This is a genomic window from Enterobacter sp. MGH85, from assembly GCF_001037655.1.
In the GTDB taxonomy this organism is placed as follows: Bacteria; Pseudomonadota; Gammaproteobacteria; order Enterobacterales; family Enterobacteriaceae; genus Enterobacter; species Enterobacter intestinihominis.
The window spans coordinates 2,830,914-2,855,344 of sequence record NZ_KQ089925.1; the positions used below are offsets into that span (position 1 = coordinate 2,830,914).

Here is a 24,431-nt window from a genome sequence, read left to right on the forward strand (position 1 = left end):
CAGTCTTCAGGCATTTCTGAAGGCTGGCTCGCAAAATTGACCTTCCCTTTTGATACAAAAGAAACGCTGTTTTATAAATCAGTGACACGCGTATTGACACTCTTTGCATTTTTGCCATTCACCACCCTGTGATGACAGAAACAGAAAGGTTTCACCAGGTCGATACTTTTACTGTAGCCGTGTAAAAGCTCCCGGACGAGGTTTGCTTACAGGGAGTCTCCCAAAACTGATTAGGGTTGACGGCAATGAAAACACGTAAAATTGGACTCGCAAATTATCTTGCTTACGGTTCAGGGGACTTCCTCGGAGCGGGGACTACCGCCCTGACGGCCGCCTGGCTTTTGTATTTTTATACGACCTTCTGTGGACTCACACCGATTGAAGCAACCTTTATCTTCGCCGCCGCAAGGGTGCTGGATGCGGTTGTCAGTCCGTTAATGGGCTTTTTAACCGATAATTTTGGTACCACCTGGCTGGGTAAGCGTTTTGGCCGGCGTAAGTTCTTCATCCTGCTCGGTATTCCCTGCGTTTTCAGCTACTCGCTGATGTGGGTAGGGGACATGAGTTTCTGGTATTACCTGCTGACGTATCTGATCTTTGATATTGTTTACACCATGATTCTGGTGCCGTATGAAACGCTGGTGCCGGAAATGACTGACGATTTCAAACAAAAAACCAAATTCTCCGGGGCGCGTATCTCCATGGCTCAGATGTCCGCCATTCTGGCCTCCTTTCTGCCGGGGATCCTGCTCACGCATTTCGGCAAAGACAACGCGATCTCCTTCTTCTATGCAAGCCTGGTCTTCTCCGTACTTTGCGCGCTGATGCTTACTTTCGTCTGGTTCTTCACCTGGGAGCGTCCGCGGGAAGAGTGGTCTGAAGCAGCCCTGCGCGCTGAAGAAGAGAAGAAAAAGCTGACCCTGGGACAGAGCCTGAACCGTCTTTTTGTCGAATTAAGTTCGACGCTGCGTATCAAGATTTTCCGCCAGCATCTGGGCATGTATCTCGGCGGCTATATTGCCCAGGATGTGTTCAACGCCGTATTCACCTATTACGTGGTGTTTGTGCTGATGCAGGAAGCATCCATGGCGTCCAACCTGCTGGGCACGATGGCCATCTTCCAGTTCCTCGCCGTGATTGGCATGATCCCGCTGTGCATTCGTTTCGGACCTGCGCCGTCTTACCGCATGGTGGTCGTGCTGTTTGGCCTGGCCTCGCTCTCTTACGCGGTGCTTTATTACGCGGGCCTGAGCGACGTTTACGCTCTGTTGCTGCTGATCTCTGCGGTTGCCGGTCTTGGCCGCGGGGGTATTAACTACGTACCGTGGAATACCTACACCTACATTGCTGATGTGGACGAAGTGATCACCGGTCAGCGTCGCGAAGGGATCTTCGCGGGCATCATGACGCTGACCCGTAAAGCGTCCCAGGCCGGTGCGGTGATGCTGGTGGGGATCGTGATGCAGATGTCTGGCTTTGTCAGCGGTCAAAAAGTGCAGCCTGCGGAAGTGAGCCACACTATCCTGATGATCCTGAGCGTCGGCACCATTCTGGTACTGTTCTGCGGCTTCCTGGTCTCCCTGCGCTTCAAACTCAATTTGCAGACCCACAGCACCCTGCGTGAAGAGACCGCGAAAATGCGCGAGTCCGGCCATGCGATGCCGGAGGCGGCGACCCCGCAGGCCCGCGCCACCGTGGAGATGCTGGCCGGTATGCCGTATGAATCCCTGTGGGGCAACAACAATATCGGTTACCTGAATCGCAACAAGCCGGCGGCCCCTTCACTGAAGGATCGTGCGGTACTGAATTCGACATACAACAGAGGTTAAGATGATGAAAGTTTGGCCTGTCAAACATAGCCCGTTACTGCGTCAGCCTGAGCGCTTTATCGCCAGGGATGAACTGAAATCGCTGATTCAAAAGGTGACGCATAATCTGGTCAATATCCACGACAAAACGGGTGAGTTTTTGCTGCGGCTGGACGACGGGCGCGTGATCGACACCAAAGGCTGGGCCGGATGGGAATGGACGCACGGCGTTGGTTTGTACGGTATCTGGCAGTATTACTGCCAGACCGGTGACGCAGGCATGCGCGAGATTATCGACAGCTGGTTTTATGACCGTTTCGCAGAAGGCGCAACCACCAAAAACGTGAATACCATGTCGCCGTTCCTGACGCTGGCGTATCGCTACGAAGAGACCAAAAACCCGGCCTGGCTGCCGTGGCTGGAAAGCTGGGCGGAATGGGCGATGAATGAGATGCCGCGCACCGAACATGGCGGCATGCAGCACATCACACTGGCGGAAGAGAACCATCAGCAGATGTGGGATGACACGCTGATGATGACGGTGCTGCCGCTGGCGAAAATCGGCAAGCTGCTTAATAAGCCGGAGTACGTCGAGGAGGCGATCTATCAGTTCCTGCTCCACGTACAGAACCTGATGGATCGTGAGACGGGGCTGTGGTTCCACGGCTGGAATTACGACGGCAATCACAACTTTGCCCGGGCCCGCTGGGCGCGCGGCAACAGCTGGTTGACCATCGTGATCCCGGATTTCCTCGAACTGGTGGATCTGCCAGAAAACAACGCCGTTCGTCGCTATCTGGTGCAGGTGCTAAATGCGCAGATCGCCGCACTGGCAAAATGTCAGGATGAGAGTGGATTGTGGCATACGCTGCTGGACGATCCTGATTCTTATCTGGAGGCGTCGGCCACGGCAGGGTTTGCCTACGGCATTCTGAAAGCCGTGCGCAAGCGGTATGTCGGTGCAGAGTATGCAGAGGTGGCGGAGAAAGCGATCCGCGGTATCGTGCAAAACATCTCGCCGGAAGGGGAACTGCTGCAAACGTCCTTCGGGACGGGGATGGGCAGCGATCTGGCGTTTTACCGCCAGATACCGCTGACCTCGATGCCGTATGGCCAGGCAATGGCGATTCTGTGTCTGACGGAATATTTACGGAAATATTTTTAATACCTGAATAATAATCTCATTACTGCAAAGCCTCTTTTAGAAGAGGCTTTTTTTTAAAATGGCACCGGGAAAATACCTTACGCTATCAATATCAGGCGTGTTATATATTGATGTGGTGAATACTAGGCTGGAAATACATTACGCTTAATATTAAATCGTGATTTTCTTCACAAAACACAATTCGTATTTATCCTGTTTTTTATCTGCGTTAAGATTCTTCTAATATTCATACAAGGAGTGATGCAATGGAAAATACAATGGGCGGTATTATCGTTAACCCTGCTGTAAATATGCATGCCGATAAAATGTCTGATGAACATATCAATATGTTCGACACGGTTTTCAAGGATATTGATGGTGCGGGTTATTTCCCACTACTGTATGTCGGAAGCCAGCTTGTGGCTGGCCAGTTCCATACCTTTATTGCGCTTCGCCGTTTTATCCATGCGGAAGGCCCGGAAAAATCACTGGTTAAGGTGATTATTTTTCAAAGCCTGAATAATGACTTTGCCATTCATTCAATTTCTGAGTTTTAATGATTTTAACTACGGATAATTATTTAGACTGAAAAGGACATCGTTATGTGGAAATCAGCGAAAAGAGATGAGTTTATCCCATTGGACGCGCCTGTAGCAGGTTATGAAATAGGTGTTCCTGGTATCAAAGGACCATCTCCATTGTTTATTATTCGCGCAAAAGTGAATGGTGGGATTCATCCGGGGAAATGGGTGTTCGGCAATACGGCATGGGTCCCATGGGGAGGAAGAGAGCACTTTTGTAATGAATTTGAAGTTTACGTGGGCGCTTTAAAATGGGTAGACGTTAAGGATAAACATTTCCCACCGAATATGGTTGAGGCGGGACATGAAGCCAATGGCACTAAGCTCTACGTTGCCCGTGCAAAATTCGATAACGGTCTCTTTGTGGGTAAAGCTGGAAGTCACCTCAGCAGAGGTTGCTGCATCGGCTATAACGGCAGAGAGTATGAATTAGATACCTTCCAGGTACTCGTTCACGACTGATGGCGTTCATTTATAAAAAAACCCGGCAACCGCCGGGTTTCTTTTTTACATACGTTCTATGGTTTCGATACCCAGAGTATCCAGACCCAGTTTCAGGGTCTTCGCCGTCAGCTGCGCCAGCTTCAGGCGGCTGTTACGCACCGCTTCGCTCTCGGCGGTCAGGATAGGGCAGTGTTCGTAGAAGCCAGAGAACAGACCGGCCAGATCGTAAAGGTAAGCACACATAACGTGCGGCGTACCGTCGCGCGCGACCACAGAGAGCGTCTCTTCGAACTGAAGCAGGCGGGCAGCCAGCTGTGCTTCACGGTCTTCGTTAAGGGTCACCGTGGCGTTCGCCAGCACGCTTTCGTCAATACTGGCTTTACGGAAGACGGAGAGTACGCGGGTGTAAGCGTACTGCATGTACGGCGCCGTGTTGCCTTCAAACGCCAGCATGTTGTCCCAGTCGAAGATATAGTCGGTGGTACGGTTCTTGGAGAGATCCGCGTATTTTACCGCACCGATCCCAACCGCGTTAGCCAGTTTCTCCAGCTCGTCAGCAGGCATGTCCGGGTTCTTCTCGGCCACCAGGCGACGGGCGCGCTCCAGCGCTTCATCCAGCAGATCGGAGAGCTTCACGGTGCCGCCCGCACGGGTTTTGAACGGCTTACCGTCTTTACCCAGCATCATGCCGAACATGTGGTGTTCCAGCGGCACGGATTCAGGTACATAACCCGCTTTACGCACGATAGTCCACGCCTGCATCAGGTGCTGGTGCTGACGGGAGTCGATGTAATACAGCACGCGGTCCGCATGCAGGGTTTCGTAACGGTATTTCGCACAGGCGATATCGGTGGTGGTGTAGAGATAGCCGCCATCCTTTTTCTGGACGATCACGCCCATCGGTTCGCCTTCCTTGTTTTTATACTCATCAAGGAATACTACCGTTGCGCCTTCGCTTTCCACCGCCAGGTTTTTGGCTTTCAGGTCCGCCACAATGCCCGGCAGCATCGGGTTATACAGGCTTTCACCCATTACGTCGTCGCGGGTCAGGGTCACGTTCAGACGGTTATAGGTAAGCTGGTTCTGGGACATGGTGATGTCCACCAGCTTGCGCCACATCTCGAGGAAGTACGGATCGCCGCCTTGAAGTTTCACCACGTAGCTGCGCGCGCGCTCGGCAAAGGCTTCGTCTTCGTCGTAGTGTTTTTTGGCTTCACGGTAGAAACCTTCCAGGTCTGCCAGCGCCATTTCGCCTGCGTTTTCCTGCTGCTGTTTTTCCAGATATGCGATCAGCATACCGAACTGCGTGCCCCAGTCGCCTACGTGGTTAGCGCGGATCACCTTGTGACCGAGGAACTCCAGGGTACGCACGGCCGCATCACCGATAATGGTGGAGCGCAGGTGACCGACGTGCATCTCCTTCGCCACGTTTGGCGCGGAGTAGTCAACCACCACGGTCTGCGCTTCTGGCTGAGCCACGCCCAGACGGTCAGATTTCAGCGCCGCGTCAACGTGGCTTGCCAGGAACGCAGGCTCAAGGAAAATGTTGATAAAGCCCGGACCGGCGATTTCGGTTTTGCTGGCGATGCCGGTGAGATCCAGATGCGTCAGTACCTGCTCAGCGAGCTGTCGCGGCGGCATGCCCAGTTTTTTAGCCACTGCCATCACGCCATTAGCCTGATAGTCGCCAAACTGTACTTTCGCTGACTGACGAACCTGTGGTTCGCAATCCGCAGGCGCACCTGCGGCAATCAGTGCCTGACTGACTTTTTCTGAGAGAAGAGCCTGAATATTCACCTGGATACCTTACGTTTTTGATGCGGGTAAAAAACACCCACGCCAGTTTAAGAATTTAGGGCAGGAGTATACTGCAAATGGCCTCGGGCGTCAGCCCTGCGGGGGGCGAAGATCGCTCAGAATCCAGGCGAAGACGGTATGCATAATCATGCAGTCGAAAAAACCGTGATTATGCGGTTGGTCGACAGAGGGCAACAGAGTAAATTAGCGGCTTTGCGACACGAAACGAGACTGACCTATGGCGAACTGGCACACCATTGACGAACTGCATGATATTTCAGCAGATTTACCGCGCTTCACCCAGGCGTTCACAGAACTTGCCACCCGTCTCGGGCTGGATATCGCGCCGCTTGAGGCCGATCACATCTCTTTGCGCTGCCACCAGAATGCCACCGCAGAACGCTGGCGGCGTGGCTTTGAACAGTGCGGAGAACTGCTGTCAGAGAATATCATTAACGGTCGCCCGATTTGCCTGTTCAAACTTCACGCGCCGGTTACGGTGGCGCACTGGCAATTCACCGTTGTGGAACTGCCCTGGCCAGGAGAGAAGCGTTATCCGCACGAAGGCTGGGAGCATATCGAAATTGTTCTGCCTGGGGAGCCCGAGACGCTGAACGCCCGTGCGCTGGCGCTGCTTTCCGACGAGGGGTTAAGCCAGCCGGGTATTTTCGTCAAAACCAGCTCGCCAAAAGGTGAGCGCGAACGCTTACCGAACCCTACGCTTGCCGTAACGGACGGCAGCGTGACGGTGAAATTCCATCCCTGGACTATTGAGCAGATCGTCGCCAGCGAAGCGTAAGCACTGTGAGCGTCGATCCAGACACGAATCGGGCAACGTGCCACGATGGTACGTTGAGTGAAATTTAAGGAGGATGACATGGCGCTGCTGGAAATTTGTTGTTACAGCGTGGAGTGTGCAGTCACTGCGCAACGGCAGGGGGCCGATCGCATCGAGCTTTGCGCGGCACCGAAAGAAGGGGGATTAACCCCGTCCTTTGGCGTGCTGAAATCAGCCCGTCAGGCCATCACCATTCCGGTGCACCCGATTATTCGCCCGCGCGGCGGTGATTTTTGTTATACGGCGGGTGAGTTCAGTGCCATGCTTGAGGATATCGCCCTCGTCCGTGATTCCGGTTTTCCGGGCCTGGTGATCGGTGTGCTGGACGAAGACGGAAACATCGATCTCTCGCGTATGCGCCAGGTCATGCGCGCAGCCCAGGGAATGGCGGTCACTTTTCATCGTGCGTTCGATATGTGTCAGGATCCGATACAAGCCTTTGATACGCTGGCAGAACTGGGCGTGGCGCGCGTTCTGACGTCGGGCCAGCAGCCCTCGGCTGAAAAAGGACTGAAATTAATTACGGAACTAAAAGCACATTCCGGTGTTCCAATAATCATGGCGGGCGCAGGAGTACGCGCCAGCAATCTGGAACTGTTTTTAAACGCAGGGGTGGAAGAGCTACACAGCTCGGCGGGTAAATGGATACCTTCACCCATGCGTTATCGCAATACAGGGTTGTCAATGTCGACGGATGCTGAAGCGGATGAGTACTCGCGCTACGGTGTGGATGGAGAGTCGGTTGCGGAAATGAAATCGCTGATTGAACGTCATCACGTGTAGCAACGTACCGATTTTTACCGCGCATCATGTCGCCCAATATGATGCTTGCTTGTACCAGGCCCCTGCAATTTCAACAGGGGCCTTTTTTTATTCTTGCCCCTCACCCTAACCCTCTCCCCACAGGGGAGAGGGGACTGCACGGTGCGGTCTTTTCACCCTCGCCCCTTTGGGGAGAGGGCCGGGGTGAGGGGATAAATACTACGGCTTCGTTGCAATCAACACCGCACGCATCGGGGCCGGATAGCCTTCGATGGTTTTACTGTGATCGTCCGGGTCGAGGAACTGCTCCAGCGATTCGGTGATCATCCAGTCGGTGCGACGCTGTTCCTCAACCGACGTCACGCACACATCGGCGATGCGTACATCGACAAACCCACATTTCTCCAGCCAGTTCTTCAGCGCCAGCGCGGAAGGGATGAAGTAAACGTTGCGCATCTGCGCATAGCGATCGCCTGGCACCAGAACGGCATGTTCATCCCCTTCGATGACCAGCGTTTCCAGCACCAGCTCACCGCCGCTGACCAGCTGATCTTTCAGTTGCCAGAGATGCTCCAGCGGGGAACGACGGTGGTACAGCACGCCCATCGAGAACACGGTATCAAACGCTTTCAGAGCAGGGAGTTGCTCGATACCCAGCGGCAGCAGGTGCGCGCGCTGGTCGTTACCCAGCAGCTTTCGCACCGCTTCAAACTGGCACAGGAACAGCTGCATCGGATCGATACCGACGGCCAGATGCGCGCCTGCGCCGATCATGCGCCACATGTGATAGCCGCTACCGCAGCCCACGTCCAGAATGGTGCGCCCGGTCAGGTCGGATAAATGCGGCAGAACGCGATCCCATTTCCAGTCTGAGCGCCATTCGGTATTGATGTTCACGCCGTACAGCGAGAACGGCCCTTTGCGCCACGGCATCAGGTTACGCATCAGCGTTTCGATGCGGTTGATCTGCCCGGCCGGGAGCGGCTCTTCGCTCTCCGCCGTCACGCTGTGCAGTAAATCCAGACGATGAGGCGTCAGTTCAGGCAGAAACTCCACGGCGTTGGACCACTGCTTCAACAGACCATGCTGCTGATCGCGCTGCCAGGTGGCAATTTGCGCAGGCAGGGTTTCCAGCCAGTGGGAAAGGTGGTTTTTGGCAATCAGTTGATAGAAATTACCGAACTCGATCATGCTGCGTCTCCGGCTTTCAGCGCCACCAGAGAACCAAAGTTAAAGCACTGGAACCACAGTTCGCTGTGTTCAAATCCGGCTTTGCGCAGGCGCGCTTTGTGTGTTTCAACGGAATCCGTCAGCATGACGTTTTCAAGCATGCTGCGCTTCTGGCTGATCTCCAGCTCGCTGTAGCCGTTTGCACGCTTGAAATCATGGTGCATGTTGAACAGCAGTTCGCCCACGCTGGCGTCTTCAAAGCTGAATTTCTCAGACAACACCAGCGCGCCGCCCGGGTTGAGGCCCTGATAAATTTTATCCAGCAACCGCTGACGATCGTCCGGCACCAGGAACTGAAGGGTAAAGTTCAGGACCACCATCGAGGCGTTCTGGATGTCGATATCGCGGATATCGCCTTCCACCACCTCCACAGGCGTAGGGGCTTTATATGCGTCAATGTGGCGACGGCAGCGTTCAACCATGGCCGGTGAGTTATCGACAGCCACAATCTTGCAGCCTTCGTGATGAACGTTACGACGAATGGACAGCGTTGCCGCTCCCAGCGAACAGCCCAGGTCATAGACCTGCGTGCCGGGTTGAACGAAACGCTCCGCCAGCATGCCGATCATGGAGATGATATTGGAATAACCGGGAACAGAGCGCTGGATCATATCCGGGAAGACTTCGGCTACCCGTTCATCAAAGGTCCAGTCGCCCAGGCTGGCGATAGGCGCGGAAAAAAGCGTGTCGCGATCTGACATAACGTAAAAATCCGGGAAAAATAAAGGGGCATATTGTGCGCTAATGGAAGGAGAAAACCAACTCCCACGGCATATACCAAAGGTTAGCCAGCACCATCAGCAAAAGCGAGCACCAGGTCGCGCTCATGCCGGAACGACGCCAGCGGATCAGGCGGTGGTGAAAACCATAATAATGCATCAAACGACCTGCAATCAGCAGCAGCCCACAGACGTGCACCATCCAGGTTTCAGCGCCATCCATCTCCATTAACAGCAGTAAAATTAACGCGACGGGAATGTACTCGACCGCGTTGCCGTGGATCCGGATTGCGCTTTGCAGCTCAGAAAAGCCCCCGTCACCGTAGGAGACGCGGTACTGCATTCTCAGGCGCACAACATCAAATGAAAATTTAATCAGCAGTAATGCACCTAACACCGCATACAGCGCGCTGACCATACTAACTCCCTGTTTTTGGCAGATGGCACGTCTCTATGATAGGGGGTGATTTCAGAAAAGAGAAGATTGTTGTGGGATGGACGGCGCGGGGCCAACCGACGGAACCGCCTGCTGCAAGGCCTGCCAGAGAGAATCGACCAGTTCAGGTGCCTGGGCAATATCCGGCGTATGTAAAAACAGGTACGGGGTGGTGGTTTGCTCCCATTTCGCGAGCGTTTGCAGCCAGACGGCGAACATCTCCTCATTCTGTTGCATGTTATCGCTGCCGATAAACCGGACCATCGGGTTCTGCGCGGTAACAATGGCATGAACCGGTACTTTCGGTTTTTTGCGCTGGGCATCAACAACGGCTTCGCTGTGCGGGATTGCGCTGTGCACGGGGCGGCTGTCGAGGATCACGCGGTTGACCGATCGTTCATGCAGGCCGCGATTCAGCGCTTTCTCCGCGTCGCCTTTGGTAAAGAAATCTGGATGCCTCACCTCCACACCGTACGTGAAATCGTGGGGCAGGGCGTCGAGAAACTGCCAGAGGGCTTGTAGATCGCGCGGGCCGAACGTGGCGGGAAGCTGGAGCCAGTACTGGCCAACACGGTTTGCCAGGGGCGACATCCGGGTGAAAAACTCGTAGGTTAAATCATCGCAGTTTCGCAGCGCGGCGTTGTGGGAGATGGTTGCCGGAAATTTGAAGCAAAAGCGGAAATCGTCGGTGGTTTGCTCGCGCCAGCGCTCGACGATCTCCGTGCGTGGCAGAGCGTACAGCGTGGTATTGCCCTCCACGCAGTTAAAGTGTCGGGCATACTCTTCAAGGCCAGTAATACCCAGGCGCACCCATTTCGGGTGCGACCACTGGGGCAAACCCACGTACATCATAGCGCGCTGAGGATCTCATCCGTGCTGCGCACGCGACCAATACGCGGGAAGATATGGGTCATGCTGCCCTGATGCTGATCCGCAGAGGCTGCGCTGCACGCATCTTCCGCTATCACCAGGTTAAAGCCCAGCTCCCAGGCGTTACGGGCGGTGGATTCCACACCGATGTTGGTGGAGATCCCGCACAGAATAATAGTGTCTATCCCGCGACGGCGCAGCTGGAGCTCCAGGTCAGTGCCATAGAATGCGCCCCACTGGCGTTTGGTGACTTCTAAATCGCTGTCGCGTTTACCGAGCGAGACCGGGTATGTCCACCAGTTGTCCGGCAGCGCATGCGCCGGGGCCTGAGCATCAACTGGCTGCTTTAGCGCTTCGGCGAAATCAGTGGACCAGCCGACGCGCACCATGACGACAGGCGCACCGCTGGCCCGGCATTTTTCCGCCAGACGCGCAGCACGGCTTACAACATCGTCAGCGGTGTGTGGACCACCGGCAAAAGGCAGGATCCCTTCCTGTAAATCAATGACCACAAGGGCGGTTTTGGTGGCATCAAGCGTTAACATTGTCACTCCAGTAAAATTAATTGCTTTTTTACACCTTACGACGGGATGGCCTGTTATCGGTCGGATAATTTTGTTAATTTTTGTGAGAATAGACAATAAGAGCACAGCAAACACGCGTCAGGCCGTGCTTCGCTCTTATCGTGCGGCAGAATTTCCAGTATAATAGCCGCCTTTTTTCATCCAGTTGTGACATACAGAAAGCTGCGACATCGTAGCCTGTAAGACAGGCGACAATCAGCCTGCGGCTAATTAAGGGATATCTCATGCGTACAGAATATTGCGGGCAGCTGCGTCAGTCCCACGTCGGGCAGCAGGTCACCCTGTGTGGTTGGGTCAATCGTCGTCGCGATCTTGGTAGCCTTATCTTTATTGATATGCGTGACCGCGAAGGTATCGTTCAGGTGTTCTTCGATCCGGATCGCGCTGATGCGTTGAAGCTGGCCTCTGAGCTGCGTAATGAGTTCTGCATTCAGGTGACGGGCACCGTGCGTGCGCGTGACGAGAAAAACATCAACGCCGATATGGCGACCGGTGCTATCGAAGTGCTGGCGTCCGATCTGGTGATTATCAATCGCGCAGAAGCGTTGCCGCTGGACTCCAACCACGTCAACACCGAAGAAGCGCGTCTTAAATACCGCTACCTGGATCTGCGTCGCCCGGAGATGGCTCAGCGCCTGAAAACCCGTGCGAAAATCACCAGCCTGGTGCGTCGCTTTATGGATGACCACGGTTTCCTCGATATCGAAACCCCGATGCTGACCAAAGCCACGCCGGAAGGCGCGCGCGACTACCTGGTTCCATCCCGCGTCCATAAGGGCAAATTCTACGCGCTGCCACAGTCACCACAGCTGTTCAAGCAGTTGCTGATGATGTCCGGCTTCGACCGCTACTATCAGATCGTGAAATGCTTCCGCGATGAAGATCTGCGTGCAGACCGTCAGCCAGAATTTACCCAGATCGATGTGGAAACCTCCTTCATGACCGCCGAGCAGGTGCGTGAGGTGATGGAAGCCCTGGTGCGTAGCCTGTGGAACGACGTAAAAGGCGTTGAGCTGGGCGATTTCCCAATCATGACCTTCGCGGAAGCCGAGCGTCGCTACGGCTCCGACAAACCAGACCTGCGTAACCCAATGGAGCTGGTGGACGTGGCAGACCTGGTGAAAGCCGTTGAGTTCGCGGTCTTTGCTGGTCCGGCTAACGATCCGAAAGGCCGCGTGGCTGCCCTGCGCGTACCGGGCGGTGCTGCGCTGAGCCGTAAGCAGATTGACGACTACGGCAACTTCATCAAGATCTACGGTGCGAAAGGTCTGGCCTATATTAAAGTAACCGAGCGTGCTAAAGGTCTGGAAGGCATTACCAGCCCTGTTGCGAAATTCCTGAATGCGGACATCGTGGAAGCTATTCTGGAGCGCACCGGCGCGCAGGACGGCGACATGATCTTCTTCGGCGCAGACAACAAGAAAGTCGTTGCGGATGCGATGGGCGCGCTGCGTCTGAAGCTCGGCAAAGACCTGAACCTGACCGATGAAAGCAAATGGGCGCCGCTGTGGGTGATCGACTTCCCGATGTTTGAAGACGACGGTGAAGGCGGCCTGACCGCGATGCACCACCCGTTCACCTCGCCAAAAGACATGACGGCGGCGGAACTGAAGGCTGCACCGGAAGATGCGGTAGCGAATGCCTACGATATGGTTATCAACGGCTACGAAGTGGGCGGCGGCTCCGTGCGTATTCACAGCGGTGAAATGCAGCAGACCGTGTTCGGCATTCTGGGCATTAACGAGCAGGAGCAGCGCGAGAAGTTTGGCTTCCTGCTGGACGCCCTGAAATACGGTACGCCTCCGCACGCGGGTCTGGCCTTTGGTCTTGACCGTCTGACCATGCTGCTGACCGGCACCGACAACATCCGTGATGTTATCGCCTTCCCGAAAACCACCGCAGCGGCGTGTCTGATGACTGAAGCGCCAAGCTTTGCCAACCCGGCCGCGCTGGCTGAGCTGGGCATTGAGGTGGTGAAGAAGGAAGAGAAAAACTGATATGGCATATAAGCGTCCCGTTTCGGTTCTGGTGGTCATTTATGCAGAAGACTCGAAGCGGGTGCTGATGTTGCAGCGGCGCGACGATCCTGATTTCTGGCAGTCGGTTACCGGCAGTCTGGAAGAGGGAGAGTCCGCGCCGCAGGCCGCCGCGCGTGAAGTAAAGGAAGAGGTCGCCATTGACGTTGCTCGCGAGCAACTGACCCTGAAGGACTGTCAGCGCACGGTGGAGTTTGAAATTTTTAGCCATTTACGTCATCGCTATGCACCGGGAATTGAGCGCAATACGGAATCGTGGTTCTGCCTTGCGCTTCCCCATGAGCGGGAGATCGTGTTCACGGAACACCTGACCTACCGCTGGGTGGATGCGGCGGATGCCGCCGCACTGACCAAGTCATGGAGCAACCGGCAGGCGATAGAAGAATTTGTAATTAACGCTGCCTGAGAAGGCGCGATTTTTGGAGAACTTTTTATGGCAGGTCATAGTAAGTGGGCCAACACCAAACACCGTAAAGCGGCACAGGATGCCAAACGCGGTAAAATCTTTACCAAAATCATTCGTGAGCTGGTAACAGCGGCGCGTCTGGGTGGCGGCGATCCGGCCTCTAACCCACGTCTGCGCGCGGCGGTGGATAAAGCCCTGTCCAACAACATGACGCGAGACACCCTGAACCGTGCAATCGCACGTGGCGTGGGCGGTGATGAAGACGCGAACATGGAAACCATCATTTATGAAGGTTACGGTCCTGGCGGTACGGCGGTGATGGTAGAGTGCCTGTCCGACAACCGTAACCGTACCGTTGCGGAAGTGCGCCACGCGTTCACCAAAACCGGTGGTAACCTGGGCACTGACGGTTCTGTTGCTTACCTGTTCAGCAAAAAAGGCGTCATCTCCTTCGAGAAAGGCGACGAAGATGCGATCATGGAAGCGGCGCTGGAAGCCGGTGCGGAAGACGTAGTGACCTACGACGACGGCGCTATCGATGTCTACACCGCATGGGAAGAGATGGGTGCCGTGCGCGATGCGCTGGAAGCGGCAGGTCTGAAAGCGGATAACGCTGAAGTGTCCATGATCCCTTCCACAAAAGCGGACATGGATGCAGAAACCGCACCGAAACTGCTGCGTCTGATCGACATGCTCGAAGACTGCGACGACGTGCAGGAAGTGTATCACAACGGTGAAATCTCTGATGAGGTTGCAGCGACTCTCTGATGAGAGCCTGTAAACCGTTTACGGGAGACGCGTGATGTCGATTATCCTCGGGATTGACCCCGGCTCACGCGTCACCGGGTATGGCGTTATCCGTCAGGTGGGACGCCAGCTAACCTACCTCGGCAGCGGATGTATTCGTACCAAAGTGGACGATCTGCCGTCGCGCCTGAAGCTCATTTATGCGGGCGTGTCGGAGATCATCACCCAGTTTCAGCCGGACTTTTTCGCCATCGAGCAGGTCTTTATGGCGAAGAACGCTGACTCGGCGTTAAAGCTCGGGCAGGCGCGCGGCGTGGCGATAGTTGCCGCCGTGAACCAGGACCTGCCAGTGTTTGAATACGCGGCCCGTCAGGTTAAGCAGACGGTGGTGGGCATAGGTAGCGCGGAGAAAAGCCAGGTGCAGCACATGGTGCGTACCCTGCTGAAGCTCCCGGCGAACCCGCAGGCCGACGCCGCCGATGCGCTGGCCATTGCGATTACCCACTGCCACGTCAGCCAGAACGCGATGCAAATGAGTGAGTCGCGGCTCAATCTGGCGCGAGGCAGATTACGATAATGACAAATCAGGCTGGATGTTTATCCAGCCTTTTTTTATTATGTCGGCAGTTAATTTCATCCAGAACGCAGGAGCGTCACGTGATAGGCAGACTCAGAGGCATCATCATTGAAAAACAACCCCCGTTAGTGCTGCTGGAAGTGGGTGGCGTGGGCTATGAAGTCCATATGCCGATGACCTGCTTCTACGAGTTGCCGGAGGCGGGCAAAGAGGCGGTTGTCTTTACCCAGTTTGTGGTGCGTGAAGACGCTCAGCTGCTGTACGGATTCAATAACAAACAGGAACGCACCCTGTTCCGCGAATTAATTAAAACCAACGGCGTCGGGCCCAAGCTGGCGCTGGCGATTCTGTCCGGTATGTCAGCGCCACAGTTTGTGAATGCCGTTGAGCGCGAAGATCCGGCTGCGTTAATTAAACTTCCGGGCATCGGCAAGAAAACCGCCGAGCGCCTGATTGTCGAGATGAAGGACCGCTTTAAAGGTCTGCATGGCGATCTGTTCACCCCGGCGGCCGATCTGGTGCTGACTTCACCGGGCGGGCCAGCGACGGATGATGATGCCGAGCAGGAAGCGGTTGCCGCGCTGGTGGCGCTGGGCTATAAACCTCAGGAGGCCAGCCGTATGGTGAGTAAAGTTGCCAAACCGGATGCCAGCAGTGAAACTCTGATTCGTGAAGCGCTGCGCGCTGCATTGTGAGGTAAAGGATGATTGAAGCAGACCGCCTGGTATCGGCAGGCACCATTCAGCCAGATGACGTGGTGGATCGCGCGATCCGTCCAAAACTGCTGGATGAGTACATTGGCCAGCCGCAGGTTCGTTCTCAGATGGAGATTTTTATCCAGGCGGCAAAGCTGCGCGGCGATGCGCTCGATCACCTGCTGATTTTTGGTCCGCCGGGGCTAGGTAAAACCACTCTGGCGAATATCGTCGCCAACGAAATGGGCGTTAACCTGCGTACCACCTCCGGCCCGGTGCTGGAGAAAGCAGGGGACCTGGCGGCGATGCTGACCAACCTCGAACCGCATGACGTGCTGTTTATCGATGAAATCCACCGCCTGTCACCGGTGGTGGAGGAAGTGCTCTATCCGGCGATGGAGGATTACCAGCTGGATATCATGATCGGCGAAGGCCCGGCCGCGCGCTCGATCAAAATCGATCTGCCACCGTTTACTCTGATTGGTGCCACGACGCGAGCCGGCTCGCTGACCTCACCGCTACGTGACCGTTTTGGTATCGTGCAGCGTCTGGAGTTTTATCAGGTGCCCGATCTTCAGCATATTGTGGGTCGCAGCGCGCGCTACATGGGGCTGGATATGAGCGAAGAGGGAGCGTTTGAAGTGGCGAAACGTTCCCGCGGTACGCCGCGTATCGCCAACCGCCTGCTGCGTCGCGTGCGTGATTTTGCCGAGGTGAAGCACGATGGCACCATTTCGGCTGACATTGCTGCGCAGGCGCTGGATATGCTGAACGTTGATGCCGAAGGCTTTGACTATATGGACCGTAAGCTGCTGCTGGCGGTGCTGGATAAGTTCTTTGGCGGGCCGGTGGGGCTGGATAACCTGGCGGCGGCAATTGGCGAAGAGCGTGAGACTATCGAGGATGTGCTGGAGCCGTATCTGATCCAGCAGGGCTTTTTACAGCGTACCCCGCGTGGTCGTATGGCGACGGTGCGGGCGTGGAATCATTTCGGCATTACGCCGCCCGCGATGCCGTAAGTAGCGATTAATGGTAGCCCCGGTAAGCGAAGCGCCACCGGGGACATGCTGACTACTGCGCGGTTTTTTTCATCATACTGAAAATAAACAACACCGCCGCGCACAATACCACCGACGGCCCCGCTGGCGTGTCATAGAACGCCGAGAAGGTTAAGCCGCCCGTCACCGCGATCATTCCGATAATCACCGCGATACCGGCCATTTGCTCCGGCGTACGCGCAAAACGACGCGCCGTGGCGGCAGGGATTATCAACAGCGACGTGATGATCAGCGCGCCAACAAATTTCATCGCCACCCCGATGGTTAACGCCGTCACCAGCATCAAGAGCAGCTTCACGCGCTGAAGCTTCACGCCGTCGACAAAGGCCAGATCGGGGCTGACGGTCATTGCCAGTAAATTCCGCCACTGCCACAGCAGGATCCCGAGCACCACCACCACGCCAATGGCAATCGAAATCAGATCTTCGGGCGTGACGGCCAGCAGATCGCCGAACAGATAGGCCATCAGGTCCACGCGGATGTTGGACATCAGGCTCACCACCACCAGGCCCAGCGACAGGGCGCTGTGCGCCATAATGCCGAGCAGGGTATCAATGGCCAGGTGAGGGCGTTTTTCCAGCCAGACCAGACCGGCGGCCAGCAGCAGCGTGACGACAATCACCGCATAAAAAGGGTTCACGTCCAGCAACAAACCAAACGCGACACCCAGCAATGACGCATGGGCCAGCGTATCGCCGAAATAGGACATTCTGCGCCAGACGACAAACGAGCCGAGTGGACCCGCGGCGCAGGCAAGCATAATCCCGGCCAGCCAGCCGGGCAATAACAGTTCAATCATGAGTGTCCATTTCCCCGACGCAGGACAATTCGTCCCTGTAAATCATGGCGGTGATTGTGATTATGGCGATAAATGCCCAGCTGTTCGGCGCCACGATGGCCAAACATGGAGATAAATTCGGGATGCATTGACACCACTTCCGGCGTGCCGGAACAACAGATGTGATGGTTCAGGCACAGCACTTCGTCGGTTTTGGCCATTACCAGATGCAGATCATGGGAGACCATCAGCACCGCGCAGTTAAGCTCCCGACGGAGCTGGTCGATAAGATCGTACAGCGCAACCTGACCGTTGACGTCGACACCCTGCGTCGGCTCGTCCAGGACCAGCAGCTGAGGGCTGCTGAGCAGGGCGCGGGCAAGCAATACGCGCTGGGTTTCACCGCCCGACAGCTTTTGCAAAGGCGCCTCAACAAGATGTCCCGCCTGAACGCGTTTTAGCGCCGGTAGGATATCCGCTTTACGCGTACCGGGACGGAGACGCAGGAAGCGGCTCACCGTCAGGGGCAGGGTGGCATCAAGATGTAATTTTTGCGGCACATAGCCGATACGCAATTTGTCCTCGCGGACGATAACACCTGCGTCAGGGACTACCAGGCCTAATACGACGCGCACCAGCGTCGATTTGCCTGCACCGTTAGGGCCGAGCAGCGTGAGTATTTTGCCGGGCTTCAGATTCAGCGACACGTCAGAAAGGACGCGGCGCTGGCCGAACGAGACCGAAACATTTTCAAGAGAAACTAAAGTCGTCATGTCAATTTAAGCTTGCAGAAGTCATCGAATGTTATAATATCACATTCCACGCATTCATTACGATGATTAGTCGCATTATGTTACAGAAAAATACGCTTCTTTTCGCAGCTTTATCCGCTGCTCTTTGGGGGACAACAGCACAAGATGTTAACGCTGCCGTTGTCGCTTCGCTTAAACCACTTGGCTTTATCGCCGCTGCCATCGCCGACGGTGTGACGGACACAGAGGTTCTTCTGCCTGACGGGGCCTCCGAGCATGATTATTCTCTGCGTCCGTCTGATGTAAAACGCTTACAGAACGCGGACTTAGTCGTCTGGATTGGTCCTGAGATGGAAGCGTTCATGCAGAAATCCGCTAAACAGGTCCCTGCGGAGAAACAGGTGACGATTGGTGAGCTGTCCGCTGTGAAACCGTTGCTGATGAAAGGGGCTGAGGACGAGGGCGACGAACACGACCACGACCATGCTCATGGCGAAAAAGGTGACGACCATCACCATCACGGTGAATACAACATGCATCTCTGGCTCTCCCCAGAGATAGCGCGGCTTACAGCGGTTGCAATCCACGACAAATTAGTGGAACTTATGCCGCAAAGTCGAATCAAACTCGACGCCAACCTGAAGGATTTTGAGGCTCAATTAGCCGCAACCGACAAACAGGTAGGTAACGAGCTCGCACCGCTTAAAGGAAAAGGGTACTTCGTTTTTCATGATGCCTACGGGTATTACGAGAAACATTACGGTCTGACCCCATTGGGGCATTTTACCGTCAACCCTGAAATTCAGCCTGGTGCGCAGCGTTTACATGAAATCAGAACACAGTTGGTTGAGCAAAAAGCGACATGCGTTTTTGCTGAGCCACAGTTCAGGCCAGCGGTCGTAGAAGCCGTGGCCAGGGGAACATCCGTGCGCATGGGAACCCTTGACCCGCTAGGTACGAACATCCAGTTGAGCAAAGCGAGCTATTCGCAGTTCCTCAGCCAACTGGCGAATCAGTATGCGAGCTGCCTGAAAGGAGATTAACGAGGAAGTGAATACGTGCAACAGATAGCCCGCTCTGTCGCCCTGGCATTTAACAATCTGCCTCGACCCCACCGCGTTATGCTGGGGTCGCTTACAGTTCTCACGTTAGCGGTCGCCGTCTGGCGGCCCTATGTTTACCACCCGAGTTCTGCCCCTATTATTAAAACCATCGAACTGGAGAAGAGCGAGATCCGCTCTCTGCTGCCTGAGGCCAGCGAGCCTATCGATCAGGCCGCACAGGAAGATGAAGCTATTCCCCAGGATGAGCTGGATGACAAGATCCAGAATGAAACCGGCATTCATGAATATGTTGTTTCTACTGGCGATACGCTGAGCAGCGTCCTGAACCAGTACGGTATCGACATGGGCAACATTAGCCAGCTTGCCGCATCCGATAAAGAGCTGCGTAACCTGAAAATTGGTCAGCAGCTTTCCTGGACCTTAACGCCCGACGGCGATCTGCAACGTCTGACCTGGGAGATGTCCCGTCGCGAAACCCGCACCTACGATCGCACCGCAAACGGTTTCAAAATGACCAGTGAAATGCAGCAGGGCGACTGGGTTAACAGCGTGATGAAAGGGACCGTCGGCGGCAGCTTTGTTTCCAGTGCCCGCGATGCTGGCCTGACCAGCGCTGAAATCAGCTCGGTGATCAAAGCCATGCAGTGGCAGATGGATTTCCGCAAACTGAAAAAAGGCGATCAGTTCTCTGTCCTGATGTCCCGCGAAATGCTGGACGGTAAGCGCGAGCAGAGCCAGCTTGTGGGTGTTCGTCTGCGTTCAGACGGCAAAGACTACTACGCCATTCGCGCGGAAGACGGTAAGTTCTATGACCGCAGCGGTACGGGCCTGGCAAAAGGCTTCCTGCGTTTCCCAACGGCGAAACAGTTCCGTGTCTCCTCCAACTTTAACCCGCGTCGTCTGAACCCGGTAACGGGTCGCGTAGCGCCGCACCGTGGCGTTGACTTCGCCATGCCGCAGGGCACGCCAGTGCTGGCGGTAGGGGATGGTGAAGTGGTCATGGCGAAACGCAGTGGTGCTGCTGGCTACTACGTGGCTATTCGTCACGGTCGTACATACACCACCCGCTACATGCACCTGCGTAAACTGCTGGTCAAACCGGGCCAGAAGGTGAAACGTGGCGATCGCATCGCGCTGTCCGGTAACACAGGCCGTTCGACGGGGCCGCACCTGCACTACGAAGTGTGGATCAACCAGCAGGCGGTTAACCCGCTGACGGCGAAACTGCCGCGCACCGAAGGGCTGACCGGGAAAGATCGCAAAGATTACCTGGCGCAGGTGAAAGAGGTGATGCCACAGCTGCGCTTCGACTAAGCTAACACCCTCAAAAATAAGCCGGCGTCAGTGTGCGCCGGCTTTTTCTTTTGTACGCGGACGGCTGCCTCGCTACACTATCTGAATATATTTTTGCGTCACCAGACCCTGGAACCCGCATGGAAACCAAAAAAAACAATATTGAGTACATTCCCGAGTTTGAAAAATCCTTTCGCCACCCGCGTAACTGGGGCGCCTGGCTTGGCGTATACGCGTTTGCTGGCATGGCGTTGCTACCTGCTTCCCTCCGCGATCCGGTGCTCGGCAATGTGGGGCGCCTGGCAGGGCGCTTAGGTAAAAGCGCACGCCGCCGGGCGCAAATAAACCTTCTGTACTGCTTCCCGGATAAAACCGACGTCGAACGCGAAGCAATCATTGATGATATGTATACCACCGCGCCACAGGCCATGGCGATGATGGCGGAACTGGCGCTGAAAGGGCCGGAAAAGATCGTCGACCGCGTTGACTGGAAAGGGCTGGAAATCATCGACGAGATGCGTCGCAATAATGAAAAAGTGATTTTCCTGGTGCCGCACGGTTGGGGGGTCGACATTCCGGCAATGTTAATGGCATCGCAGGGCCAGAAAATGGCGGCGATGTTCCATAATCAGGGAAACAAAATCTACGATTTCGTCTGGAATACCGTGCGCCGTCGCTTTGGCGGACGCCTGCACGCCCGTAACGATGGCATTAAGCCTTTCATTCAGTCCGTACGTCAGGGCTATTGGGGCTACTATCTGCCCGATCAGGATCACGGTCCTGAGCACAGCGAGTTTGTCGATTTCTTCGCGACCTATAAAGCTACGCTACCCGCGATTGGTCGCCTGATGAAAGTCTGCCGCGCCCGCGTGATCCCGCTGTTCCCGGTTTATGACGGTAAAACGCATCGCCTGAGCATTGAGGTACGTCCGCCGATGGACGATCTGCTGACCGCGGACGATCGCACCATTGCACGCCGCATGAATGAAGAGGTGGAAGTGCTGGTGGGGCCACATAAGGAGCAATATACGTGGATCCTGAAGTTGCTCAAAACGCGTAAACCTGGCGAAACAGAGCCGTACAAGCGTAAAGAGCTTTTCCCGAAGAAATAGGAAACCTTCACCCCTCTCCCCTTAGGGGAGAGAGGATCGGAGCTTACTCTACGGTCAGTACGCGGGTGGTATTGGTTGAGCCGATGGTGCTCATCACGTCACCCTGCGTCACGATAACGATATCACCGGATACCAAATAACCTTTGTCGCGCAGCAGATTCACGGCATCGTGCGCGGCGGCCACACCGTCATTGGTGCTGTCGAAGTAGACTGGCGTCACGCCGCGATACAGCGCCGTCAGGTTCAGCGTACGCTCATGTCGGGACATGGCGAAGATCGGCAGACCGGAGCTGATGCGAGACGTCATTAGCGCGGTACGGCCAGATTCGGTCATGGTGATGATCGCCGTGACCCCTTTCAGGTGGTTGGCTGCGTACATCGCGGACATCGCAATCGCTTCTTCCACATTGTCGAACTGGATATCCAGGCGGTGCTTGGAGACGTTAATGCTTGGGATCTTCTCCGCTCCCAGGCAGACGCGCGCCATGGCGGCCACGGTTTCCGCCGGATACTGACCCGCAGCGGTTTCTGCTGACAGCATCACCGCGTCAGTACCATCCAGCACGGCGTTCGCCACGTCCATGACTTCCGCACGGGTTGGCATTGGGTTGGTGATCATGGATTCCATCATCTGGGTGGCGGTGATCACCGCGCGGTTCAGCTGACGCGCGCGACGGATCAGCGCTTTCTGGATACCGACCAGTTCAGGGTCGCCAATTTCCACGCCCAGATCACCACGGGCAACCATCACCACGTCAGACGCCAGGATCACGTCGTCCATCGCGTCCTGATCGCAGACCGCTTCAGCGCGTTCCACTTTCGCAACAATTTTCGCATCGCAGCCTGCATCACGCGCCAGGCGGCGAGCATAGTTCAGATCTTCGCCGCAGCGGGGGAAGGAGACGGCCAGATAATCCACGCCGATCTGCGCTGCGGTCACGATATCCGCTTTGTCTTTATCGGTCAGTGCTTCGGCAGACAGGCCACCGCCGAGTTTGTTGATGCCTTTGTTGTTGGAGAGCGGGCCGCCGACGGTCACTTCGGTGAACACCTTCATACCCTGAACTTCCAGCACTTTCAGCTGTACGCGTCCGTCGTCCAGCAGCAGGATGTCGCCAGGCACAACGTCAGCAGGCAGACCTTTGTAGTCGATACCCACTTTTTCCTTATCGCCTTCGCCTTTGCTCAGGTTGGCATCCAGCAGAAATTTATCGCCGATGTTGAGGAAGACTTTGCCCTCTTTAAAGGTCGATACGCGGATTTTTGGACCTTGCAGGTCACCGAGGATAGCAACATGGCGGCCCAGTTTAGCTGCGATTTCACGCACTTTGTCGGCACGTAATTTATGGTCTTCTGGCGTACCGTGAGAGAAGTTCATGCGCACCACGTTGGCACCCGCGGCGATAATCTTCTCGAGGTTATTATCGCGGTCGGTGGCCGGGCCTAGGGTGGTGACGATCTTGGTTCTGCGAAGCCTTCTGGACATGTAATACTCCGTTGACTGAAACAACTTTGGTGTTGCGTGAACATAGAATCGGCCTTCATCTATCGCAAGGCAGTAGCGAGGGGACCGAATGCCGTAAATCGTACATCGTCGTTATTAGGGAACATCGCTCTTTATAAGCAATTCTTTATCAAAACGCGATTCTTTCAGGGCTTCCTTGACCCGCTTCAAGTTATCCCGGAATTTTGCGCCCCGGCGTAAGGTAAAACCGGTCGCCAGCACGTCGATGACCGTCAGCTGCGCCAGGCGGGAGACCATCGGCATGTACATGTCGGTGTCTTCCGGTACGTCCAGGGTAATGGCGAGCGTTGCTTCCCGGGCCAGCGGCGTACCTGCCGTCGTCAGGGCGATGACCATCGCATCGTTGTCACGCGCGAGTTGCGCCAGCTCCACCTGGCTCTTGGTGCGGCCCGTATGGGAGATGAGTACCACGACATCATCTTCGCTACAATTCATACAGCTCATGCGTTGCAGCACAATGTCATCGGAGTAAATCACCGGCACGTTAAAGCGAAAGAACTTATTCATGGCGTCATGCGCCACGGCGGCGGACGAGCCAAGGCCAAAGAAGGCGATCCGTTTGGCCTGCGTGAGAAGATCGACCGCGCGATTCACTGAACTCATGTCCAGAGACTGGCGAACATGGTCGAGCGTGGCCATTGCCGATTCAAATATTTTTGCGGTGTAAACATCAACGCTGTCGTCTTCATCTACATTGCGATTAACATACGGGGTACCGTTTGCCAGACTTTGTGCCAGATGCAGTTTAAAATCAGGAAAGCCGCGGGTGTCCAGACTACGACAGAATCGATTGACCGTCGGTTCGCTGACGCCTGATTCCTGTGCCAGAGCGGCGATGCTTGAATGAATCGCCTGAGCGGGCGCGGCGAGAATAACTTCGGCCACTTTGCGCTCGGATTTGCTAAGGTGTTCCAGTTGAAACTGGATTTTTTCCAGCATGTTCATTGTTAACAAGACGCTCATGAGGGCATAAACGATTTCATAGAGATGAAACCTTGATTCGATTTAGCCGATATTACCCCCGGGACACCCGAAAGGGTAATCGTCGACAAGAAATGTTGTTGTTTTTTTTCATTACTTGATCGACGTCGGGTTTTGCTCTGCCCCTGTTGCGCAAAGAATCGACGTTTGTTGCGTCACCAGACGGGCGTAATGGCACCGGCGACGAAAAATCA

The 24,431-nt window shown here is 55.3% G+C and carries 25 protein-coding genes; 15 read left to right on the forward strand and 10 right to left on the reverse strand.

Annotated elements, in window-relative coordinates; all coding sequences use genetic code 11:
* Positions 1-245 precede the first annotated feature (245 nt).
* From SK51_RS13330 to SK51_RS13345, 4 genes are all read left to right on the forward strand, one after another.
* Positions 246-1,829, forward strand: a complete 1,584-nt coding sequence (locus tag SK51_RS13330) for an MFS transporter (RefSeq protein WP_022648498.1) — start codon at positions 246-248, stop codon at positions 1,827-1,829.
* Positions 1,830-1,833: 4 nt separating this feature from the next.
* Complete coding sequence (bglB, locus tag SK51_RS13335) at positions 1,834-2,973, forward strand: beta-galactosidase BglB (RefSeq protein ID WP_032671622.1); 1,140 nt, start codon at positions 1,834-1,836, stop codon at positions 2,971-2,973.
* A 245-nt stretch (positions 2,974-3,218) separates the two neighbouring features.
* Complete coding sequence (locus tag SK51_RS13340) at positions 3,219-3,509, forward strand: hypothetical protein (protein ID WP_022648496.1); 291 nt, start codon at positions 3,219-3,221, stop codon at positions 3,507-3,509.
* Positions 3,510-3,554: 45 nt separating this feature from the next.
* Positions 3,555-3,995 carry a DUF3421 domain-containing protein gene (locus SK51_RS13345; RefSeq protein WP_022648495.1) on the forward strand — a complete coding sequence of 147 codons (441 nt, stop codon included), beginning with the start codon at positions 3,555-3,557 and terminating at the stop codon, positions 3,993-3,995.
* A gap of 45 nt (positions 3,996-4,040) precedes the next feature.
* Here the strand turns inward: SK51_RS13345 and argS are convergent, their stop codons facing one another.
* On the reverse strand, positions 4,041-5,774 hold the full coding sequence (gene argS / locus SK51_RS13350; protein ID WP_023306487.1) for an arginine--tRNA ligase: 1,734 nt from the start codon (positions 5,772-5,774) through the stop codon (positions 4,041-4,043).
* Between the two features lie 238 nt (positions 5,775-6,012).
* On the opposite strand from argS, the gene SK51_RS13355 reads away from it, so the two are divergent.
* Positions 6,013-6,573, forward strand: coding sequence for a VOC family protein (locus tag SK51_RS13355; protein WP_023306486.1), 561 nt, complete (start codon positions 6,013-6,015; stop codon positions 6,571-6,573).
* Between the two features lie 78 nt (positions 6,574-6,651).
* Positions 6,652-7,395 (forward strand): copper homeostasis protein CutC, encoded by a 744-nt coding sequence (cutC, locus tag SK51_RS13360; protein ID WP_023300450.1) that lies wholly within the window; start codon positions 6,652-6,654, stop codon positions 7,393-7,395.
* A gap of 198 nt (positions 7,396-7,593) precedes the next feature.
* Here the strand turns inward: cutC and cmoB are convergent, their stop codons facing one another.
* The 5 genes from cmoB to SK51_RS13385 are packed head-to-tail and all read right to left on the reverse strand — an operon-like array spanning position 7,594 to position 11,174.
* Positions 7,594-8,565 carry a tRNA 5-methoxyuridine(34)/uridine 5-oxyacetic acid(34) synthase CmoB gene (gene cmoB / locus SK51_RS13365; protein WP_015570275.1) on the reverse strand — a complete coding sequence of 324 codons (972 nt, stop codon included), beginning with the start codon at positions 8,563-8,565 and terminating at the stop codon, positions 7,594-7,596.
* Positions 8,562-9,305 carry a carboxy-S-adenosyl-L-methionine synthase CmoA gene (gene cmoA, locus SK51_RS13370; RefSeq protein WP_003859735.1) on the reverse strand — a complete coding sequence of 248 codons (744 nt, stop codon included), beginning with the start codon at positions 9,303-9,305 and terminating at the stop codon, positions 8,562-8,564. Before cmoA ends, cmoB begins: the two co-directional genes overlap by 4 nt.
* A 40-nt stretch (positions 9,306-9,345) precedes the next feature.
* Positions 9,346-9,741: an MAPEG family protein gene (locus tag SK51_RS13375; RefSeq protein ID WP_003859737.1), complete on the reverse strand. Its 396-nt coding sequence runs from the start codon at positions 9,739-9,741 to the stop codon at positions 9,346-9,348.
* Between the two features lie 51 nt (positions 9,742-9,792).
* Positions 9,793-10,611, reverse strand: a complete 819-nt coding sequence (locus SK51_RS13380) for a DUF72 domain-containing protein (protein ID WP_023306485.1) — start codon at positions 10,609-10,611, stop codon at positions 9,793-9,795.
* On the reverse strand, positions 10,608-11,174 hold the full coding sequence (locus SK51_RS13385) for a hydrolase (protein WP_022648490.1): 567 nt from the start codon (positions 11,172-11,174) through the stop codon (positions 10,608-10,610). The genes SK51_RS13380 and SK51_RS13385 overlap by 4 nt, the downstream gene beginning before the upstream one ends.
* A 263-nt stretch (positions 11,175-11,437) precedes the next feature.
* Here SK51_RS13385 and aspS point away from each other — a divergent pair, with 263 nt between their 5' ends.
* The 6 genes from aspS to ruvB all read left to right on the forward strand — a co-directional run bounded on the left by aspS (position 11,438) and on the right by ruvB (position 16,693).
* Positions 11,438-13,210, forward strand: coding sequence for an aspartate--tRNA ligase (gene aspS, locus SK51_RS13390; protein ID WP_023300446.1), 1,773 nt, complete (start codon positions 11,438-11,440; stop codon positions 13,208-13,210).
* A 1-nt stretch (position 13,211) separates the two neighbouring features.
* Positions 13,212-13,655 (forward strand): dihydroneopterin triphosphate diphosphatase, encoded by a 444-nt coding sequence (nudB, locus tag SK51_RS13395; protein WP_023300445.1) that lies wholly within the window; start codon positions 13,212-13,214, stop codon positions 13,653-13,655.
* 27 nt (positions 13,656-13,682) lie between these two features.
* Positions 13,683-14,423, forward strand: a complete 741-nt coding sequence (locus tag SK51_RS13400; protein ID WP_003859747.1) for a YebC/PmpR family DNA-binding transcriptional regulator — start codon at positions 13,683-13,685, stop codon at positions 14,421-14,423.
* A 34-nt stretch (positions 14,424-14,457) separates the two neighbouring features.
* The gene (gene ruvC, locus SK51_RS13405) at positions 14,458-14,979 is read left to right on the forward strand and encodes a crossover junction endodeoxyribonuclease RuvC (protein ID WP_014884319.1); all 522 of its coding nucleotides are present in this window, start codon (positions 14,458-14,460) and stop codon (positions 14,977-14,979) included.
* 80 nt (positions 14,980-15,059) lie between these two features.
* Positions 15,060-15,674 (forward strand): Holliday junction branch migration protein RuvA, encoded by a 615-nt coding sequence (gene ruvA / locus SK51_RS13410; RefSeq protein WP_022648487.1) that lies wholly within the window; start codon positions 15,060-15,062, stop codon positions 15,672-15,674.
* Between the two features lie 8 nt (positions 15,675-15,682).
* Entirely contained in the window at positions 15,683-16,693 is a 1,011-nt protein-coding gene (gene ruvB / locus SK51_RS13415; RefSeq protein ID WP_006811035.1) for a Holliday junction branch migration DNA helicase RuvB, read from the forward strand.
* A 52-nt stretch (positions 16,694-16,745) separates the two neighbouring features.
* Here ruvB and znuB read toward each other — a convergent pair whose 3' ends face one another.
* Both znuB and znuC read right to left on the reverse strand, forming a co-directional pair.
* A complete protein-coding gene (znuB, locus tag SK51_RS13420; protein WP_022648485.1) occupies positions 16,746-17,531 on the reverse strand; it encodes a zinc ABC transporter permease subunit ZnuB in 786 nt (261 codons plus the stop codon).
* Entirely contained in the window at positions 17,528-18,283 is a 756-nt protein-coding gene (gene znuC / locus SK51_RS13425) for a zinc ABC transporter ATP-binding protein ZnuC (RefSeq protein ID WP_023306484.1), read from the reverse strand. The genes znuB and znuC overlap by 4 nt, the downstream gene beginning before the upstream one ends.
* A 77-nt stretch (positions 18,284-18,360) precedes the next feature.
* Between znuC and znuA the strand changes: the two genes are divergently transcribed.
* From znuA to lpxM, 3 genes are all read left to right on the forward strand, one after another.
* Positions 18,361-19,305 carry a zinc ABC transporter substrate-binding protein ZnuA gene (gene znuA, locus SK51_RS13430; RefSeq protein WP_032622452.1) on the forward strand — a complete coding sequence of 315 codons (945 nt, stop codon included), beginning with the start codon at positions 18,361-18,363 and terminating at the stop codon, positions 19,303-19,305.
* A 15-nt stretch (positions 19,306-19,320) separates the two neighbouring features.
* Positions 19,321-20,640: a murein DD-endopeptidase MepM gene (gene mepM, locus SK51_RS13435; protein ID WP_022648483.1), complete on the forward strand. Its 1,320-nt coding sequence runs from the start codon at positions 19,321-19,323 to the stop codon at positions 20,638-20,640.
* Between the two features lie 119 nt (positions 20,641-20,759).
* On the forward strand, positions 20,760-21,731 hold the full coding sequence (gene lpxM, locus SK51_RS13440) for a lauroyl-Kdo(2)-lipid IV(A) myristoyltransferase (RefSeq protein WP_032676184.1): 972 nt from the start codon (positions 20,760-20,762) through the stop codon (positions 21,729-21,731).
* A gap of 43 nt (positions 21,732-21,774) precedes the next feature.
* On the opposite strand, the gene pyk is transcribed toward lpxM, so the two are convergent.
* Complete coding sequence (pyk, locus tag SK51_RS13445; RefSeq protein WP_003859767.1) at positions 21,775-23,217, reverse strand: pyruvate kinase; 1,443 nt, start codon at positions 23,215-23,217, stop codon at positions 21,775-21,777.
* A 114-nt stretch (positions 23,218-23,331) separates the two neighbouring features.
* Positions 23,332-24,201 (reverse strand): MurR/RpiR family transcriptional regulator, encoded by an 870-nt coding sequence (locus tag SK51_RS13450; protein WP_048206766.1) that lies wholly within the window; start codon positions 24,199-24,201, stop codon positions 23,332-23,334.
* Between the last annotated feature and the right edge of the window lie 230 nt (positions 24,202-24,431).

Coding starts and splice junctions, on each gene's coding strand:
- SK51_RS13330 (WP_022648498.1), top strand. CDS start 246: ATGAAAACACGTAAAATTGGACTCGCAAATTATCTTGCTTACGGTTCA.
- bglB (WP_032671622.1), top strand. CDS start 1,834: ATGAAAGTTTGGCCTGTCAAACATAGCCCGTTACTGCGTCAGCCTGAG.
- SK51_RS13340 (WP_022648496.1), top strand. CDS start 3,219: ATGGAAAATACAATGGGCGGTATTATCGTTAACCCTGCTGTAAATATG.
- SK51_RS13345 (WP_022648495.1), top strand. CDS start 3,555: ATGTGGAAATCAGCGAAAAGAGATGAGTTTATCCCATTGGACGCGCCT.
- SK51_RS13355 (WP_023306486.1), top strand. CDS start 6,013: ATGGCGAACTGGCACACCATTGACGAACTGCATGATATTTCAGCAGAT.
- cutC (WP_023300450.1), top strand. CDS start 6,652: ATGGCGCTGCTGGAAATTTGTTGTTACAGCGTGGAGTGTGCAGTCACT.
- cmoB (WP_015570275.1), bottom strand. CDS start 8,565: ATGATCGAGTTCGGTAATTTCTATCAACTGATTGCCAAAAACCACCTT.
- cmoA (WP_003859735.1), bottom strand. CDS start 9,305: ATGTCAGATCGCGACACGCTTTTTTCCGCGCCTATCGCCAGCCTGGGC.
- SK51_RS13375 (WP_003859737.1), bottom strand. CDS start 9,741: ATGGTCAGCGCGCTGTATGCGGTGTTAGGTGCATTACTGCTGATTAAA.
- SK51_RS13380 (WP_023306485.1), bottom strand. CDS start 10,611: ATGATGTACGTGGGTTTGCCCCAGTGGTCGCACCCGAAATGGGTGCGC.
- SK51_RS13385 (WP_022648490.1), bottom strand. CDS start 11,174: ATGTTAACGCTTGATGCCACCAAAACCGCCCTTGTGGTCATTGATTTA.
- aspS (WP_023300446.1), top strand. CDS start 11,438: ATGCGTACAGAATATTGCGGGCAGCTGCGTCAGTCCCACGTCGGGCAG.
- nudB (WP_023300445.1), top strand. CDS start 13,212: ATGGCATATAAGCGTCCCGTTTCGGTTCTGGTGGTCATTTATGCAGAA.
- SK51_RS13400 (WP_003859747.1), top strand. CDS start 13,683: ATGGCAGGTCATAGTAAGTGGGCCAACACCAAACACCGTAAAGCGGCA.
- ruvC (WP_014884319.1), top strand. CDS start 14,458: ATGTCGATTATCCTCGGGATTGACCCCGGCTCACGCGTCACCGGGTAT.
- ruvB (WP_006811035.1), top strand. CDS start 15,683: ATGATTGAAGCAGACCGCCTGGTATCGGCAGGCACCATTCAGCCAGAT.
- znuB (WP_022648485.1), bottom strand. CDS start 17,531: ATGATTGAACTGTTATTGCCCGGCTGGCTGGCCGGGATTATGCTTGCC.
- znuC (WP_023306484.1), bottom strand. CDS start 18,283: ATGACGACTTTAGTTTCTCTTGAAAATGTTTCGGTCTCGTTCGGCCAG.
- znuA (WP_032622452.1), top strand. CDS start 18,361: ATGTTACAGAAAAATACGCTTCTTTTCGCAGCTTTATCCGCTGCTCTT.
- lpxM (WP_032676184.1), top strand. CDS start 20,760: ATGGAAACCAAAAAAAACAATATTGAGTACATTCCCGAGTTTGAAAAA.
- pyk (WP_003859767.1), bottom strand. CDS start 23,217: ATGTCCAGAAGGCTTCGCAGAACCAAGATCGTCACCACCCTAGGCCCG.
- SK51_RS13450 (WP_048206766.1), bottom strand. CDS start 24,201: ATGAACATGCTGGAAAAAATCCAGTTTCAACTGGAACACCTTAGCAAA.